The sequence below is a fragment of the Streptomyces sp. CA-111067 genome, assembly GCF_050956065.1.
Taxonomy (GTDB): Bacteria; Actinomycetota; Actinomycetes; order Streptomycetales; family Streptomycetaceae; genus Actinacidiphila.
This window is the reverse complement of sequence record NZ_CP192103.1, coordinates 4,522,065-4,537,229: the sequence shown is the minus strand read 5'-3', so window position 1 is coordinate 4,537,229 and position 15,165 is coordinate 4,522,065. Positions and strand designations below refer to the sequence as shown.

Here is a 15,165-nt window from a genome sequence, read left to right as displayed (position 1 = left end):
GGACGCCGCTGCGGTCGACGGCCGCCGACGGCCTGAAGATCGTCATCGTCGGCGGCTTCGGCGCCGGGAAGACCACGCTGGTCGGCGCGGTGAGCGAGATCCGCCCGCTGAGCACCGAGGAGACGATGACGGCCGCGGCCATCGGCCTGGACAACCCGGACGGCATCGGGCTCAAGTCCCGTACCACCGTGGCCTTCGACTTCGGCCGGATCACGCTCGATGACGAGATGGTGCTGTACCTGTTCGGCGCGCCCGGGCAGGAGCGGTTCTGGTTCCTGTGGGACCGGCTCTTCTCCGGCACCCTGGGCGCGGTCGTGCTGGTCGACACCCGGCGGATCGCCGACTGCTGGTACGCGATCGACCGCCTTGAGCAGCACGGCCTGCCGTTCGTGGTGGCCCGCAACAACTTCACCGAACCCGACCACACGCTCGCGGAGTTGCGGCACGCGCTCTCGCTGCCCGACCACGTGCCGCTCGTCGACTGCGACGCGCGGCAGCGGTCGTCGGCCAAGCAGGTGCTGATCACGCTGGTGGACCATCTGCACGGGTTGTCGGCGGCGCGGGAGAGGCGGGAGGCGCAGGCTTCGGGGATGGCCGGGGAGGCGGCGGAGGCCGGGGAGGCCGGGGAGGCCGCACAAGTGCGCGCGGCCGGGGAGGCCGCGCAGTTGCGCGCGTCCGGGCAACCCGCCGCAGTTGCGCCGGTTTCCGAGGCCGCTGCCGAATCCGGCGCCGAGGCCGGGCAGCCGCGGGAGATCACGCCATGACGGCGCAGGGCCCGGTGCGGCTGTCCTCGCCCGCGTTCCAGCACGACCCGGCCGAGCTGTACCGGATGCTGCGGCAGACCTACGGCCAGGTCGCCCCCGTGCTGCTCGACGGCGACATCCCGGCCTGGCTGGTGCTCGGTTACCGCGAGGTGCACTACGTGACCGGCGCCCCCGAGCTGTTCGCCCGCGACTCGCGCCGCTGGCACGCCTGGGACCGCATCCCGCACGACTGGCCGCTGCTGCCCTATGTGGCGCACAACGCCTCCGTGCTGTTCACCGAGGGCGCCGACCACCGCAGGCGGGCGGCCGCGATCAGCGACGTACTGTCCACGTTCGACCCGTACCAGCTGCGGCTGGACGCGGAACGGACGGCCGACGCGCTCGTCAACCGCTTCGCGGGGGTGGGGCGGGCGGAGCTGGTGGCCGAGTACGCGGGACCGCTGCCGATGCTGGTGATGGCCGGTCTCTTCGGGCTCGACGGCGACGAACCGGCGGAGCTGGAACGGGACATGGCCGCGTCGCTCGACAACGGGCCCGGCTCGGCGGCCGCCTACGGGCGGATCCACGGCACGATGGAGCTGCTGCTCGAACGGGGCAGGCGCCGGCCGGGCCCCGACATGGCGTCACGGCTGCTCGCGCACCCCGCCCGGCTCGGCGACGAGGAGATCATCCAGGACCTGATCGCGGTGATGGCGACCGGCCAGCAGCCGACCGCCAACTGGATCGCCAACACCCTGCGGTTGACGCTCACCGACGACCGGTTCGCGGTGACGCTCTCCGGTGGGCGGCGCAGTGTGGGGCAGGCGCTCGGCGAGGTGCTGTGGACGCAGACGCCGACGCAGAACTTCATCGGCCGCTGGGCGACCCGGGACACCCAGCTCGGCGGTCAGCGGATCGCGGCGGGCGACTGCCTGGTGCTCGGCCTCGCCGCCGCGAACACCGACCCCGCGGTGCGCCCGGACTTCGGCTCCGGCAGCAACGGCAACCAGGCCCACCTGTCGTTCAGCCACGGCGACCACCGCTGCCCGGCTCCCGCCCCGGAGATGGCCGAGATCATCGCCCGCGCGGCAGTGGAAGTCCTGCTGGACCGCATCCCGGACCTCCAGTTGACCCTGCCCCCGACCCAGCTCCAATGGCGCCGCTCCATCTGGCTCCGCGGCCCGGTCACCCTGCCGGTGACCTTCACCCCGCTGTAAGCCGGGGCGCGGGCTACTCGGTCAGGGCCACCGATCGGTGGACGCTCTCCACCCGGCTGACGGCGATCCGCTCGCGCTCCAGCCGTTCGCTGCGGCGGCGCAGGCGCAGGATCTGGGAGGTGCCCACGGCCTGGAGGACGAAGACGCTGCTCCACGCGATCCGGTAGTTGTCGCCGGTGGCGTCCAGAAGCACGCCGATCGCCAGCAGCGTCACCATCGAGGCCGTGAACCCGCCGATGTTCACGATCCCCGACGCCGTGCCGAATCGTTCCGGCGGGTTCGCCGGGCGAGCGAAGTCGAAGCCGATCATCGAACCGGGGCCGCACGCGCCGAGCACCACGCACAGCGCGACCAGCAGCCACAGCGGATCGTGCCCGCCTCCCGCGAGCGCCGGCCAGCCGAGCACCGCCGCCCAGGCCAGCGCCGTCGCCCCGATCACGCCGAGGGTCAGCGGCATCCGCACGTTGTGGTGCCGGGCGATGAGCTGGCCGAAGACCATGCCGAACACCATGTTGGCGACCACCACCACGGTCAGCAGCCCGCCGGCCGCGCCGCGCGAGAGCCCCTGGTCCTCCACCAGGTACGGCAGCCCCCACAGCAGCAGGAACACCATCCCGGAGAACTGCGTGGTGAAGTGCGTCCACATGCCCAGCCGGGTGCCGGGCTCCCGCCAGGCGTCGGCGATCTGCCGCCGTACGTAGGCCAGTCCGGCGTGTTCGGCCGGCGCCGGCTCGTGGCCCTCCGGGTGGTCCTTCAGGAAGAGCGCCACCAGCACGATCACGAACGCGCCGACGATCGCCGTGCCCAGGAACGTCGGGGTCCAGCCCGCCGAGTGCAGCAGCCGGGACAGCGCCACCGTCGACACCAGGTTCCCCGCCACCCCGAACAGCGCCGCGCCCTGCGCGATCAGCGGCCCGCGCCGGGCCGGGAACCAGCGCGAGCCGAGCCGCAGCACGCTCACGAACGTCATCGCGTCACCGCAGCCGAGCACCGCGCGGGCCGCGAGCGCCATGCCGTAGGAGTGCGAGAGCGCGAACGCCCCCTGCCCCGCGGTGAAGAGCACCGCCCCGCACAGCAGCACCTTCTTGGTGCCGAGCCGGTCCACCATCAGCCCGACGGGTATCTGCATGGCCGCGTAGACCAGCACCTGGAGGATGGAGAACGTGGACAGCGCGGAGGCGCCGATGTGGAAGCGGTGGGCGGCGTCGATGCCGGCCACGCCGAGGCTGGTGCGGTGCACCACCGCGACGAGGTAGACCGAGGTGCCGACCCCCCAGACCATGGCGGCGCGCCGGCCGCCCGGTGGGTCGCCCGGCAGTGCCTTGGCGCTCACCCTTCCCCCCTGGCCAGCACGTTCACCCAGGACACGTGCCGCTCGACGACGTCGGCGGCGGTCCGCGCCGCGCCGTCGCGCAGCGCGTGCAGGATCTCGGTGTGCTCGGCGAGGTTCTTGGCGACCCGGCTGGGCTCGGCGTGCATGGTGGCCACGCCCATCCGCAACTGCCGGTCTCTGAGCTGGTCGTAGAGGTGCGCGAGGATGCGGTTGCCGGCCGCCTTGACGATCTCCGCGTGGAACTGCCGGTCAGCGACGGCGAACGCGGCCAGGTCGCCGGCCTCGGCATGTCCGCGCTGCTCGGCGAGCGACTCCTCCAGCCGCTCGATGAGCCGCTGCGGCACCGCGTCCACCACCTTGGCCACCGCGTGCAGCTCCACCAGCAGCCGGGTCTCCACCACGTCGGCGATCTCCTGCACCGACACCGGCAGCACCAGGGCGCCCTTCTTCGGGTAGAGCTTGAGCAGCCCCTCCGCCTCCAGCCGCAGCAGCGCCTCCCGGACGGGCGTGCGCGACACCCCGACGGCCTCGGCGAGGTCGCCCTCGGTCAGCAGCGTGCCGCCCTCGTAACTGCGGTCGAGCACACCGCCCTTCACATGCAGGTAGACGCGCTCGGCGGCGGCCGGTGACTTGGTGGCGGCGGGTGTCGTGAGGGCGGTGGCATCCATGATGCACGCATCATAGATACAACAGGTATCCCGTCGGCACGGCCGTCCGCGATCCGGACACCGCGGCCCCGCCAGGCCCTCAGACCACGCAGAACTCGTTGCCCTCGGGATCGGCCATCACCACGTGGTCGGGCCTGCCCTGCAGCAGGTCCTCCCGGATCACGCTCGCCCCGGCGGCGGTCAGCCGCTCGACCGCCGCGACCACCCGCGGCCAGCGCACCTCCCAGGGCGTGTCCCGCCCGCCGCCCGCCTGGATGTCGATGTGCACGCGGTTCTTGACGACCTTGCCCTCCGGCACCTGGAGGAACGAGATGCTCGGCCCCACCCCGTCGGGATCGCTCAGCGCGGCCCCCTCCCCCCACTCCTCCTCGGGCACCCCCATCTCCGCGAACCACTCCTCCCAGCTCCCGTATCCCACCGGCGGCGGCTTCTCCACGTACCCCAGCGCCACCCCCCAGAAAGCCGCCAGCTCCCCCGCCTTCGCGCAGTCGATCGTCAGTCCCCACCGAACGCCCATCACCCCTCCTGTCGCCGCCGCGGACACCGCCGTACGGTGTGATCCCAATGAACCGATCGTGGCACCGGGGTCTGACACCGTCCTCTCCCGGCGCGTCAGCGGACGGGACGGACCCGGTCTACCTGGAGCGGCGGGTCGCGCTGCGGTGGCCACTCGTGGGGGTCGGGGTGGTCGCGCCGGGAGTGCTCGCGGTGGCGTTCGTCGTGGGGGTGGTCACGGGGGTCGGGGCGCTGTGGGGGGTCGCGGCGCCGGCTCTCGTGCTGGTGCTGGTGATCTGGGGCGCGCTCGCCTTCCGCAACTGGCCGACCGGCATCCGGATCACCGGCGGCGAGCTGTGGATCGGCGCCATCGGCTCCAGGCGGGCCGCGGGCCGCGGGCCGACGGTCACCCACCAGAGCCGCGCGCTGTTCTGCTGCCCGCTGGCCGGGGTGCGGAGCATGGACGTGGTCACCGACCCCGCCCGGATCCGGCAGATCAAGCGGTCGCCCGACCTCTTCACGCTCACCAACCGCTGGGGCAAGCCGCGCGGTGCAGGTGTCTGCAAGCTGGGCGTTCTCACCTCGCCGTTCATGCGGGCCGCTCTCGTGGTGGAGCTCGACGGTGGATGGGCGCGGTTTCCGGCCACCCGAAGCGCCTGGTTCTTTCCCAACGCCGCCGGACGGCCGCTGCGCACCCGGCTCACCGGCGAGGAGAGCCTGACCTGGGTCGTGCCGACCCGCAGACCCGAGCGGCTGCGGGCGGCGATCGGAGCGTAGGCCGGGCGGCTACGGGTGGAGGGTGCCGACCAGGTCGGCGGCCGAGGCCACGGTGGACTGGATGGTGGGGGCGAGGCTCGTCGACGCCAGGCAGAAGCCGAGCAGGACGCAGGTCACGGCGTGGCTGGGCTTGAGCGTCTTGGCGTTCAGCAGCAGCGCGGTGAGGACCAGGAGCAGCAGGACGACGGACACGGAGACGACCATGGGCTGATGGCAGCACAAATCGTCCGGTAAGTGTGCGAACCACGCACGGGAGAGGGCCCGGCCGCACACCTGTCCGACACATGAGTGTCGGCAGATGCCCGACCGGGCCCGCTACCCGTACCCGTCGCCTGTGTGCGCGCCGCACATATGCGCGGGCCTCACCTCTGTGCGCACCACACCTCTGTGCGCGTTACGCCCAGGTGATCAGCCGCTTGGGCTGCTCCAGGATCGCCGCCACATCGGCCAGCACCCTGGACCCCAGCTCGCCGTCCACCAGCCGGTGGTCGAACGACAGCGCCAGCGTGGTGACCTGGCGCGGCTTGACCTTGCCCTTGTGCACCCACGGCTGGAGCTTGACCGCGCCGAAGGCGAGGATCGCCGACTCACCCGGGTTGAGGATCGGCGTACCGGTGTCCACCCCGAAGACGCCCACATTGGTGATGGTCACCGTGCCGCCCTGCATCGCGGCGGGCGAGGTCTTGCCGTCCCGCGCGGTGGAGATCAGCTCGGACAGGGACGCCGCCAGCTCCGGCAGCGTCTTGTCCTGGGCGTCCTTGATGTTGGGCACGATCAGGCCGCGCGGGGTGGCCGCGGCGATCCCCAGGTTCACGTACGACTTGTGCACGATCTCCTGGCTCGCCTCGTCCCACGCCGCGTTGACCTCCGGGTGCCGCTTGATCGCGACCAGCAGCGCCTTGGCGACCAGCAGCAGCGGGCTGACCCGCAGCCCTGCGAAGGCCCGGTCCTCCTTGAGCTCCTGGACCAGCCGCATCGTCCGCGTGATGTCGAACGTCACGAACTCGCTGACGTGCGGCGCGGTGAAGGCGCTGGCCACCATCGCCTGCGCGGTGGCCTTGCGCACCCCCTTGATCGGCACCCGCGTCTCGCGCGCGCCGGGCGCCACGGCGGCAGCCGCCTCGGCGGCGGCCGACGGCAGCGGCGCCGGCGGCGCGGCCGCGGCCCGGATGTCGTCACGCGTGACGACCCCGTTCGGCCCGGTCGGCACCACGGTCGCCAGGTCGATGCCGAGGTCCTTGGCCAGCTTGCGCACCGGCGGCTTGGCCAGCGGCCGGTCGGCCGGCGCCGCCACAGCCGAAGCCGGGGCAGCGGAAGCCGGGGCAGCGGGAGCGGCCGGAGCAACCGGAGCCTGAGCGACCGGAGCCGCGGAAACGGCACCCCCGCCGTGCCCGTTCAGCTCCGCCCCCTGCGGCGGAACCGCCGCCTTGCGCGGCCTGCGCGTCGTGGACGCCTGCGACACCCCGTATCCGACGAGGACGGCCTCCCGCTTGGCGGCCGGCTCGGCCGGAGGCTCCGGCTCGACGGTCACCGGACCGCCGTCGGCAGCGGCAGCGCCGCCGCCAGGGGCCTCGTCCGCGGGCCCGGCGCCGCCGGCACCCGCGTCCACCACGATGATCGGCGTACCGACGTCCACCGTCGTGCCCTCGTCGAAGCGGATCTCGCTGACCACCCCGTCGAACGGGATCGGCAGCTCGACGGCGGCCTTGGCCGTCTCCACCTCGCAGACCACCTGGCCGTCGGTGACCGCGTCACCCACGGCCACGTACCACTTGAGGATCTCCGCCTCGGTCAGTCCCTCACCGACGTCCGGCATCCTGAACTCACGGAAGCGCTGGGCCTGTGCATGCGGCCGTGCCTGTGCGGTCATGGTCGTCACCACCCTCCTCCTCAGAACGCCAGAGCGCGATCGACGGCGTCCAGTACCCGGTCGAGACCGGGCAGGTACTCCTCTTCGAGGCGGGCCGGCGGATAGGGCGCGTGGAACCCGCCCACCCGCAGCACCGGGGCCTCCAGATGGTAGAAGGACCGCTCGGTGATCCGCGCGGCGATCTCCGCACCGGCACCGTAGAAGACCGGCGCCTCGTGCACCACGACGAGCCGGCCGGTCTTCTCCACGGAGGTCTGCACCGTGTCGAAGTCGATCGGCGACATCGACCGCAGGTCGACGACCTCCAGGTCGCGGCCCTCGTTCGCGGCCGCCGCGGCGGCCTCCAGGCAGACCTTCACCATCGGGCCGTACGCCACCAGCGTCGCATCCGTGCCCTGCCTGGCGACCACCGCCTTGTGCAGTGCCCCGGGGACGGCGGAGGTGTCGACCTCGCCCTTGTCCCAATAGCGCCGCTTGGGCTCGAAGAAGATCACCGGGTCGTCGCACTCGATCGCCTGCTGGAGCATCCAGTACGCGTCGAAGGGGTTCGAGGGCGAGACCACCTTCAGGCCCGGTACGTGCGCGAACAGCGTCTCGGGCGACTCGCTGTGGTGCTCCACCGCGCCGATGCCGCCGCCGTACGGGATCCGGATGACGACCGGCACCTTGACCTTGCCGAGCGCACGGGCGTGCATCTTGGCGAGCTGGGTGACGATCTGGTCGTAGGCGGGGAAGACGAAGCCGTCGAACTGGATCTCCACCACCGGCCGGTACCCGCGCAGCGCCAGGCCGATCGCGGTGCCGACGATGCCGGACTCGGCCAGCGGGGTGTCGATCACCCGGCCCTCGCCGAAGTCCTTGTACAGGCCGTCGGTGATCCGGAAGACGCCGCCGAGCTTGCCGACGTCCTCGCCCATGATGAGCACCTTGGAGTCGTTCTCCAGCGCCTTGCGCAGCGACTCGTTGAGGGCCTTGGCCAATGCCATCTGCGTCATGTCAGTGCCCCTCTTCCCCGGCGCCGGCATGGCTGCCCGCGCCGGCGTCCTCGAACGAGGCCAGGTAGTCGGCGAACTGCGCGCGCTCCTCGTCCACCAGCGCGTGCCCGTCGGCGTAGACATGGTCGAAGATCGCCATCGTGCCGGGGTTCGGCATGCTCCGCACGCCCTCGCGGACCCGCTTGGCCAGCGCGTCGCTCTCCTGGTCGATGCCGGCGTAGAAGTCCTCGTCGGCCAGGCCCTGCTTCTCCAGGTACGTCTTCAGCCGCGCGATGGGGTCCTTGGACTCCCACTCCCGGTACTCCTCGTCGTCCCGGTAGCGGGTCGGGTCGTCGGTGGTGGTGTGCGCGCCCATCCGGTACGTGAACGCCTCCACCAGCATCGGCCCCTGCCCGCTGCGCGCGTGCTCCAGGGCCGCACGGGTGACGGCGAGCACCGCGAGCACGTCGTTGCCGTCCACCCGGACGCCCGGGAAGCCGAAGCCGGCCGCGCGCTGGTAGATCGGCACCCGGGACTGCTTCTCGGTCGGCTCGGAGATCGCCCACTGGTTGTTCTGGCAGAAGAACACCACCGGGGCGTTGTAGACCGCCGCGAAGGTGAACGCCTCGGCCACGTCGCCCTGGCTGGAGGCGCCGTCGCCGAAGTAGGCGATCACGGCCGCGTCCGAGCCGTCCTTGGCCACACCCATGGCGTAACCGGTGGCGTGCAGTGTCTGCGAGCCGATGACGATCGTGTACAGGTGGAAGTTGTTCTCGTTGGGGTCCCAGCCGCCGTGGTTGACGCCGCGGAACATGCCGAGCAGGTTCAGCGGGTCCACGTCACGGGTCCAGGCGACGCCGTGCTCGCGGTAGGTCGGGAAGACGTAGTCGTCGGCCCTGGTGGCCCGCCCCGAGCCGATCTGGGCGGCCTCCTGGCCGAGCAGCGAGGCCCACAGGCCCAGCTCGCCCTGCCGTTGCAGGGTGATCGCCTCGGCGTCGAACCGCCGGGTCAGCACCATGTCCCGGTACAGGCCGCGCAGCTCTTCCGCCGTCAGGTCGATGGAGTATTCACTGTGCTCGACGCGCTCGCCCTGCGGGGTCAGCAGCTGTACGAGTCCGGGCTCGGTCTCGGGCCCGGTCGCGGCCCCACGGCGCTTGGCAACGGTGCCGCGGGTCGTCCGCCCCCTGCTTTTGGCGGGGGTGCCCCCAGCGGCAGTGCTCTTCACGCTCACGTTCGCTCCTCCGTCTGTCCGGCCCCCGGGATCCGCCGGGCGACCAGTGCGGCCTACCTGGTACGACGTGTCGCACGGGGTGTGTGCGGCATGGCCGAGCCAGGCGTGACAGGTGCCCCGGCAAATGCCCTGCAACTCAGACGTTACCCATAACGCAACGCCTGCGCGTACGCGCGGGGCATAGTTTCTGACCTGCGGTTTTGCTTGGATTTCCTAGTAAGTGGGCGTTACCGCAGGCCACACCGGAACAACGGCACCGTATCCCGGATGGAGAAACTCCGTAAGAGGCGGGAAGATCACAGGGGTGCGAGGCTGGACGGGTGTCGGAGGAGCGAAACGTCCGGGTATTCCTGCTCGACGACCACGAGGTGGTCCGGCGGGGCGTCCACGAGCTGCTCTCGGTCGAACCGGGCCTCGAGATCGTCGGCGAAGCCGGTAACGCGGCCGAGGCGCTGGCCCGCATCCCCGCGGTCCGGCCCGACGTCGCCGTGCTCGACGTCCGGCTGCCGGACGGCAGCGGGGTCGAGGTGTGCCGCGAGATCCGCTCCCAGGACCCGTCGGTGAAGTGCCTGATGCTCACGTCCTTCGCGGACGACGAGGCGCTGTTCGACGCGATCATGGCGGGCGCGGCCGGCTACGTGCTGAAGGTGATCCGCGGCACCGACCTGATCACCGCCGTGCGCGACGTCGCCGCGGGCCGCTCGCTGCTGGACCCGGTGGCCACCGGGAAGGTGCTGGAGCGACTGCGGCAGGGCGGCGGGCGGGACGGCTCAGGCCCTGCCGCGGACGGCGGCGGCGACCCGCTGGCCGAGCTCACCGACCAGGAGCGGCGGATCCTTGACCTGATCGGCGAGGGCCTGACCAACCGGCAGATCGGCGAGCGGCTGCACCTGGCGGAGAAGACCGTCAAGAACTACGTGTCCTCGCTGCTGTCGAAGCTGGGGATGGAGCGGCGCACGCAGGCGGCGGCTTATGTGGCACGGCAGCAGGGTGCCCGGGAGCGGGGCCAATAGCACGAACGCCGTGCGCGCCGCCAGTTCTCGGAAGCCCGAGCTCGTTGTGATCTACGCTTTGGCACGTGACGAGCACGGCAACGGAGCCGCCGGCGCGGGCCTCGCTGACCGCTCTGCTGCACCGGTACGAAGACGCGGGCACCCCGCTGAGCTGCGAAGTCGTCCCCCGCGGGCTGCTCAACCGGGGCTGGCGGATCCGCACCACACGCGGCGAGTTCTTCCTCAAGCAGTACGTCGCCCCCGATACCGCCGATCCGGCGGTGATCGCCCGCCAGCACCGCGCCACCCGCGGCCTCGCCCGGCTGGGGCTGCCCGCCGCGCCCCCGCTGCCGGACGTCTGCGGCCGTACGGTGACGCTGCTCGGCGGCGACGGCTACGCGCTCTTCCCGTGGATCGACGGCAGCCACCGCGAGGGCACCGAGCTCACCACGGGCCAGTCGGGACGGCTCGGCAGGCTGCTCGGGCTGGTGCACGCCGGCCTGGTCCGGGTGCAGCCGCCGCCGTCCGCGCCCCTGCACCCCAGCGCGCACCCGGTCCGCACCCACGCCCAGATCGACCAGCTGCTGGCCCTGGTGCGCGGCCACCGCCCGTACGAGCCGTTCGACGAGCTGGCCGAGCACCGGCTGCTGGAGCGCCGCGACCTGCTGCTGCGGCACGCGCACCGCCGCCCGCCGGACGCGCAGGGGCCGGTCAGCGGCTGGGTGCACGGCGACTTCCACCCGCTGAACCTGCTCTACCGCGGCGACGAGCCGGCCGCGATCGTCGACTGGGACCGGCTGGCCGTACAGCCGCGCGCGGAGGAGGCGGTCAGGGCCGCGGCGATCTTCTTCGTCCACCCGGTGGACGGCCGTCTCGACCTGCGGAAGATCGCGCCCTACGCCCGCGCCTACCGGGCCGCGGCGGGCGTCGGCGGCGACGAGATCGCCGCCGCCGTGCACCGGGTCTGGTGGGAGCGGCTGAACGACTTCTGGATGCTGCACTGGCGCTACGAGCGGCGCGACCGGCGCTCCGACCCGCTCTTCCCGGCCGCGGCGGCGCTCGCGGTGTGGTGGACGCAGGAGTACGACGCGGTGCTGGACGCCTTCACGGCGTGAGCCGGGGCGGCTGAGGCCCCGGCTCCCGTGACGGCCGACCGGGTCGGCCGTCGCCCCTGATCAGTTGTCGTTCGGCGGGGGCTCTTCGGTGGTGGGCGTCGTCGCGGGCGTCGTCGGCGCGGTGGTCTCCGGCGTCGTCGGGGCCGTCGTGGGCGGCGTGGTCTCCGGCGTCGTCGGCGCGGTCGTCGTCGGCGTCGTCGGCGGGGTGGTGTCCTTCGTCGGCGGCGTGGACGTCGGCTCGTTGCGCGGGGCCGTCGTCGTCTCCTCCTGCGTCGGATCGGTGGGGACCTGGCTGTCGTCCGTCGGCTCGTCGGTCGGCTGCTCGGTCTGCTGCCCGCTGGTCTGCGTCACCGGGGGCGCCGTCGTGGTGCCGGGGTCGGCGCCGCCGCCCCCGCCGTTGCCCTTGGTGGCCAGGTACACGCCGAGCGCGATCGCCAGCACCACGGCGATCGCGAACAGCACCGGCTTCAGCCAGCGGTTGCCGGCGCCCGGCGGGCGCTCGCCGTAACCCTGCCCGCCGTCGTCCGCACCGGCGCCGGACAGGCCGGTCAGCAGCGGCAGGCCGAGCTCCGCGGTGGAGCCGGTCCGCCCGCCGGGGCCGCCCTGCGCGACGACGGTCGGCGCGGTGCCCGGGCCGCCCCGCGGCGGCGCGACCGCGGCCACCTCGCCGGTGTTCCACATGCCGCCGGTCCAGCCGCCCTGCTGGGTCAGCGCCTGGTGCGCGTAGCCGACGACCCCGCGCATCTCCTCGGCGCTCTGGAAGCGGTCGTCGGGCTGCTTGGCGAGCGCCCGCAGCACCATTCCGTCCAGCTCGGGCGGCACCCGGTCGGCGGCCAGCGACGGCGGCTGCGCCTCGTCCTGCACGTGCTGGTAGACCACCGACAGCGGGGTCTCGCCGGTGAACGGCGGACGCAGCGCCAGCAGCTCGTAGAGCAGGCAGCCGGTCGCGTACAGGTCGCTGCGGTGGTCGACGGACTTGCCGAGCGCCTGCTCGGGCGACAGGTACTGCGGGGTGCCCATCACCATGCCGGTCTGCGTCATGGTGCTCGCGGCGCCGTGCAGCGCGCGGGCGATGCCGAAGTCCATCACCTTGACCGCGCCCGTCATGGTGATGATCACGTTGGCGGGCTTGATGTCACGGTGCACGATGCCGTGCTGGTGGCTGTAGGCGAGCGCGTCCAGCACACCGGAGATGATCAGCAGCGCCTGGTCCACCGGCGGCGGGGTGGGGCCGCCGAGCAGCTCCTTGATGGTGTGGCCCTCGACCAGCTCCATCACGATGTACGGCACGACGCTGCCGTCGGGCGTACGGTCCTCGCCCGAGTCGTAGACCGCGACCACCGCGTGGTGGTTCAGGCCCGCCACGGCCTGCGCCTCACGGGTGAAGCGGGCCTTGGAGACCGGGTCCTCCGCGAGGTCGCCGCGCAGCAGCTTCACCGCCACGATCCGCCCGAGGCGCACGTCCTCCGCGGCGAACACCTCGGCCATCCCGCCGCGGCCGAGCCGACCGGTCAGCCGGTAGCGGCCCTCGCCGACGACGGTGCCCACGCCGAAGCTGCCGGAGGTCCCCGACGCTCCGGTGCCGGCGGTCGTCTCGTTGGGGTCGACCATCAGTCCTCGCCGTCGTTTCGTCCATGGCCTTGAATGCGCTCCGCGCATGGGCCCGGGGGCGCCACCGTATCGTCTTTCTGGTAGGTCCCAGGAACGCCCGCGCCAAGTACCGCGATGTGCGGGGCCGATGCGCATCAGGTGACGAGATGGTCAACGAACTTGACGTGCCCGCCCGATCAGCCAGACTTGGCGGGCAGGATGGGGGGTCTGTGCCCCCGCCCGGACCGTCCGGTGGATAATCCGGTGGACTTCTCGGATGGACTTCTCAGGGGGTAGCGGTACTGATGAGCGGGGACGCCACGCAGGGCGGCGGCGAGTACACGGGACGCTCGGTCGGCGGCGGGCGGTACGTGCTGCGTCAACTGCTCGGTCAGGGCGGCATGGCCTCGGTGCACCTGGCACATGACACGGTCCTGGACCGCCCGGTGGCCGTCAAGACCCTCCACACCAACCTGGGCAGCGAGCAGTCCTTCCGCGAGCGCTTCCGCCGCGAGGCACAGGCCGTCGCCAAGCTCAACCACACCAACATCGTCTCGGTCTTCGACTCCGGCGAGGACACGATCGACGAGCGGAACGTCCCGTACATCGTCATGGAGTACGTCGAGGGGCAGCCGCTCGGCGACGTCCTCGACGCCGCCGTGGCACAGCACGGTGCGATGCCGGCCGACCAGGCGCTGCGGATCACCGGCGACGTGCTGGCGGCCCTCGCGGCCAGCCACGAGATGGGCCTGGTGCACCGGGACATCAAGCCCGGCAACGTCATGCTCACCAAGCGCGGCGTGACCAAGGTCATGGACTTCGGCATCGCGCGGGCCATGCAGTCGGGCGTCACCTCGATGACCCAGACCGGCATGGTGGTCGGCACCCCGCAGTACCTGTCGCCCGAGCAGGCGCTGGGGCGCGGCGTGGACGAGCGCTCCGACCTGTACTCGGTCGGCTGCATGCTCTTCGAACTGCTCACCGGCCGGCTGCCGTTCGACGCGGACTCGCCGCTGGCGATGGCCTACCAGCACGTGCAGGAGACCCCGCCGGCGCCGTCCGGCTTCAACCGGGCGATCACCCCGGCGATGGACGCCCTGGTGGCCCGCGCGCTGCGCAAGAACCCCGCAGAGCGGTTCCCCGGCGCCGACACCATGCACGAGGAGCTCGACCGGGTGCTGGCGGCCACCACCCGCAACACCATGCCGATCATCTCCGGCGGCGGCGCCGTCGGCAGCCGCGGCGAGGGCGTGTCCGCCTCGGTCTTCCCGTCCGCGCAGGGGCCGGTGCAGAGCCCGCCGCAGCAGATGCAGACGCCGTACGCGCCCACGCCGCAGCCCTTCCAGCAGCAGCCCTCGCAGCAGCAGGGCGGCTACCGGCCGTCCACGCCGCCGCCGTCGGCCTACGGCTACCCGCAGCGGGCCGCCACGCCGCCGCCCGCGGCCACGCCCGCCTCGGCGTACAACCTGACGCCCTCGCACCAGGTGCCGGCCCAGCACCAGGGGCCGGGCCGGACGGGTGGCGGACCGGGCGGGGGTCCGGGCGCCGGTGGTCCCGGGGGCAAGAAGAACACCCCGGTCATCATCGGCGGGATCGTCGCCGTTGCCGCGATAGCGGTCATCATCGCCATCGTCCTGGCGATGAACGGCAGCCCCGACAAGGGCGAGGCGGACAACACCACTCCGCCGCCCACCACCACGGCCAGCCCCACGGCCCCCGTGACGACGGCGCCGACCGCCACAACGGGCGCCGACGCCGTGATCCAGGGCGACCAGAGCCGGACCATCGACTCCGGCGAGTGCACCAAGGCGCACAACGACATCATCAACCCGAACAATCCGAACATCGTCACGATGCCGGACTTCACCTCGATCTACGTGGACTCCGTCACCGCCTGCATGAAGGCGGCGCACTGGAGCTACACGATCAAGTACACGAACGAGCAGCAGTGGGGGAAGGGCGCGATCACCGACCAGTCCCCGAAGTACCTGGACGACTTCAACCCGAAGGCCGGGGACAAGGTCACCATCTGGGTGTCCACGGGCAAGGGCTCCGGCTGACCCCGGGCACCGTCTTCCGCGCGTGACAGCGGGCCCCGGCCGACGGCCGGGGCCCGCTCTGCGTCTGGTCGCCGGTCTGGTCGTCCGTCTGGTCGTCCGT

The 15,165-nt window shown here is 72.4% G+C and carries 13 protein-coding genes and 1 pseudogene; 6 read left to right on the top strand and 8 right to left on the bottom strand.

Going from position 1 to position 15,165, the window contains the following annotated elements:
* Window positions 1–8: 8 nt before the first annotated feature.
* Together ACQPW6_RS19765 and ACQPW6_RS19760 are read left to right on the top strand one after the other, a co-directional pair.
* A pseudogene (locus ACQPW6_RS19765) lies at window positions 9–566 on the top strand (GTP-binding protein); the annotation flags it as partial.
* A gap of 194 nt (window positions 567–760) precedes the next feature.
* Complete coding sequence (locus ACQPW6_RS19760; RefSeq protein WP_433890970.1) at window positions 761–1,960, top strand: cytochrome P450; 1,200 nt, start codon at window positions 761–763, stop codon at window positions 1,958–1,960.
* A 13-nt stretch (window positions 1,961–1,973) separates the two neighbouring features.
* Here the strand turns inward: ACQPW6_RS19760 and ACQPW6_RS19755 are convergent, their stop codons facing one another.
* The 3 genes from ACQPW6_RS19755 to ACQPW6_RS19745 form a co-directional block, all read right to left on the bottom strand.
* A complete protein-coding gene (locus ACQPW6_RS19755; RefSeq protein WP_433894594.1) occupies window positions 1,974–3,242 on the bottom strand; it encodes an MFS transporter in 1,269 nt (422 codons plus the stop codon).
* Between the two features lie 47 nt (window positions 3,243–3,289).
* Window positions 3,290–3,961 (bottom strand): GntR family transcriptional regulator, encoded by a 672-nt coding sequence (locus ACQPW6_RS19750; RefSeq protein ID WP_433890969.1) that lies wholly within the window; start codon window positions 3,959–3,961, stop codon window positions 3,290–3,292.
* A gap of 79 nt (window positions 3,962–4,040) precedes the next feature.
* Window positions 4,041–4,478: a VOC family protein gene (locus tag ACQPW6_RS19745; protein ID WP_433890968.1), complete on the bottom strand. Its 438-nt coding sequence runs from the start codon at window positions 4,476–4,478 to the stop codon at window positions 4,041–4,043.
* Between the two features lie 47 nt (window positions 4,479–4,525).
* Between ACQPW6_RS19745 and ACQPW6_RS19740 the strand changes: the two genes are divergently transcribed.
* The gene (locus ACQPW6_RS19740; protein WP_433890967.1) at window positions 4,526–5,233 is read left to right on the top strand and encodes a hypothetical protein; all 708 of its coding nucleotides are present in this window, start codon (window positions 4,526–4,528) and stop codon (window positions 5,231–5,233) included.
* A 9-nt stretch (window positions 5,234–5,242) separates the two neighbouring features.
* Here ACQPW6_RS19740 and ACQPW6_RS19735 read toward each other — a convergent pair whose 3' ends face one another.
* The 4 genes from ACQPW6_RS19735 to pdhA all read right to left on the bottom strand — a co-directional run bounded on the left by ACQPW6_RS19735 (window position 5,243) and on the right by pdhA (window position 9,308).
* On the bottom strand, window positions 5,243–5,437 hold the full coding sequence (locus ACQPW6_RS19735) for a hypothetical protein (protein WP_433890966.1): 195 nt from the start codon (window positions 5,435–5,437) through the stop codon (window positions 5,243–5,245).
* Window positions 5,438–5,627: 190 nt separating this feature from the next.
* Entirely contained in the window at window positions 5,628–7,103 is a 1,476-nt protein-coding gene (locus ACQPW6_RS19730; RefSeq protein ID WP_433894593.1) for a dihydrolipoamide acetyltransferase family protein, read from the bottom strand.
* A gap of 20 nt (window positions 7,104–7,123) precedes the next feature.
* Window positions 7,124–8,098, bottom strand: coding sequence for an alpha-ketoacid dehydrogenase subunit beta (locus tag ACQPW6_RS19725; protein ID WP_433890965.1), 975 nt, complete (start codon window positions 8,096–8,098; stop codon window positions 7,124–7,126).
* Window position 8,099: 1 nt separating this feature from the next.
* On the bottom strand, window positions 8,100–9,308 hold the full coding sequence (gene pdhA / locus ACQPW6_RS19720) for a pyruvate dehydrogenase (acetyl-transferring) E1 component subunit alpha (protein WP_433890964.1): 1,209 nt from the start codon (window positions 9,306–9,308) through the stop codon (window positions 8,100–8,102).
* 320 nt (window positions 9,309–9,628) lie between these two features.
* Here pdhA and ACQPW6_RS19715 point away from each other — a divergent pair, with 320 nt between their 5' ends.
* Both ACQPW6_RS19715 and ACQPW6_RS19710 read left to right on the top strand, forming a co-directional pair.
* On the top strand, window positions 9,629–10,321 hold the full coding sequence (locus tag ACQPW6_RS19715) for a response regulator (RefSeq protein ID WP_433890963.1): 693 nt from the start codon (window positions 9,629–9,631) through the stop codon (window positions 10,319–10,321).
* Window positions 10,322–10,386: 65 nt separating this feature from the next.
* Window positions 10,387–11,415: a phosphotransferase gene (locus tag ACQPW6_RS19710; protein ID WP_433890962.1), complete on the top strand. Its 1,029-nt coding sequence runs from the start codon at window positions 10,387–10,389 to the stop codon at window positions 11,413–11,415.
* Between the two features lie 60 nt (window positions 11,416–11,475).
* Here ACQPW6_RS19710 and ACQPW6_RS19705 read toward each other — a convergent pair whose 3' ends face one another.
* Window positions 11,476–13,026, bottom strand: a complete 1,551-nt coding sequence (locus ACQPW6_RS19705; protein ID WP_433890961.1) for a protein kinase domain-containing protein — start codon at window positions 13,024–13,026, stop codon at window positions 11,476–11,478.
* A 284-nt stretch (window positions 13,027–13,310) separates the two neighbouring features.
* Here ACQPW6_RS19705 and ACQPW6_RS19700 point away from each other — a divergent pair, with 284 nt between their 5' ends.
* Window positions 13,311–15,065, top strand: a complete 1,755-nt coding sequence (locus tag ACQPW6_RS19700) for a protein kinase domain-containing protein (protein WP_433890960.1) — start codon at window positions 13,311–13,313, stop codon at window positions 15,063–15,065.
* Window positions 15,066–15,165: the final 100 nt, after the last annotated feature.

Excerpts from the sequence above, each read along its gene's own strand:
- ACQPW6_RS19760 (WP_433890970.1), top strand. The coding sequence starts at position 761 with ATGACGGCGCAGGGCCCGGTGCGGCTGTCCTCGCCCGCGTTCCAGCAC.
- ACQPW6_RS19755 (WP_433894594.1), bottom strand. The coding sequence starts at position 3,242 with ATGGTCTGGGGGGTCGGCACCTCGGTCTACCTCGTCGCGGTGGTGCAC.
- ACQPW6_RS19750 (WP_433890969.1), bottom strand. The coding sequence starts at position 3,961 with ATGGATGCCACCGCCCTCACGACACCCGCCGCCACCAAGTCACCGGCC.
- ACQPW6_RS19745 (WP_433890968.1), bottom strand. The coding sequence starts at position 4,478 with ATGGGCGTTCGGTGGGGACTGACGATCGACTGCGCGAAGGCGGGGGAG.
- ACQPW6_RS19740 (WP_433890967.1), top strand. The coding sequence starts at position 4,526 with ATGAACCGATCGTGGCACCGGGGTCTGACACCGTCCTCTCCCGGCGCG.
- ACQPW6_RS19735 (WP_433890966.1), bottom strand. The coding sequence starts at position 5,437 with ATGGTCGTCTCCGTGTCCGTCGTCCTGCTGCTCCTGGTCCTCACCGCG.
- ACQPW6_RS19730 (WP_433894593.1), bottom strand. The coding sequence starts at position 7,103 with ATGACCGCACAGGCACGGCCGCATGCACAGGCCCAGCGCTTCCGTGAG.
- ACQPW6_RS19725 (WP_433890965.1), bottom strand. The coding sequence starts at position 8,098 with ATGACGCAGATGGCATTGGCCAAGGCCCTCAACGAGTCGCTGCGCAAG.
- ACQPW6_RS19705 (WP_433890961.1), bottom strand. The coding sequence starts at position 13,026 with ATGGTCGACCCCAACGAGACGACCGCCGGCACCGGAGCGTCGGGGACC.
- ACQPW6_RS19700 (WP_433890960.1), top strand. The coding sequence starts at position 13,311 with ATGAGCGGGGACGCCACGCAGGGCGGCGGCGAGTACACGGGACGCTCG.